The 968-nt window shown below is 74.9% G+C and carries 1 protein-coding gene; it reads right to left on the reverse strand.

The window, feature by feature from the left end; all coding sequences use genetic code 11:
* On the reverse strand, positions 1-968 hold a 968-nt coding region (locus K7854_RS37240; RefSeq protein ID WP_226030981.1), incomplete at both ends, for a polyketide synthase dehydratase domain-containing protein.

The raw sequence follows: 968 nt of genomic DNA on the forward strand, positions 1-968 counted from the left end.
GCCCACCCGAACCCCCACCAACCGCAGCCGACACCCACTCCACCCGGAACAGGGATTCGTCACCGGCTGCCGAAGCCGCGGCGGCCAGCTGTTCCCGCGACACCTCCCGCAGGCCCAGCGACTCGACCCCGGCGACCGGCAGTCCGGTCTCGTCGAAGAGGTCCACGGTCACGCCACCGCGTCCGTCCGGCGCGATGCGCACCCGCAGCGCCGTCGCGCCCATCGCGTGCAGGGTCACCCCGGACCACGCGAACGGCAGCCGCGTTCCTTCACCGTCGGCGAGCGGCAGCAGCCCGATCGCATGCAGGGCGGCGTCGAGCAGTGCCGGGTGCAGCCCGAACGCGCCGGCCGTCTCCGCAGCCTCCTCCGGCAGCGCGACCTCGGCGAACACCTCGTCGCCGCGCCGCCAGGCTGCCCGGAGGCCGCGGAACACCTGGCCGTAGACCAGGCCCTTGTCGGCGAGCGCCTCGTACACCTCGGAGACGTCGACCGACGTGACCCCGGCGGGCGGCCAGGGCGCGTCGTGCTTGTCGGGAGTGACGTCGGCCGCCGTCAGGGCGCCGTCCGCATGCGCGGTCCACTCCGCGGTCACGGCCCCGGCCGGGTCGTGGGGACGCGAGTGGATCTCGACGGTACGGCGGCCCTCGGCGTCCGCCTCTCCCACGGAGACCTGCAGCTGTACGGCACCGGTCTCCGGGAGGACCAACGGCGCCTGGAGGGTCAACTCCTCCAGGCGGCCGCAGCCCACCTCATCCCCGGCACGCAACGCCAGCTCCACCATCGCGGCGCCCGGTACCAGCACCACACCGCCCACGGCGTGGTCCGCAAGCCAACCGTGCGTCGCGACCGACACACGGCCCGAGAACACCATCCGGTCGGACCCCGCCAGCTCCATCGCCGCCCCGAGCAGCGGGTGCCCCGCACCTCGCAGCCCGGCCGCGGTGACGTCGCCGGCGCCGGCAGGTTCC

The organism is Streptomyces hyderabadensis (assembly GCF_020404845.1).
GTDB classification, from domain to species: Bacteria; Actinomycetota; Actinomycetes; order Streptomycetales; family Streptomycetaceae; genus Streptomyces; species Streptomyces hyderabadensis.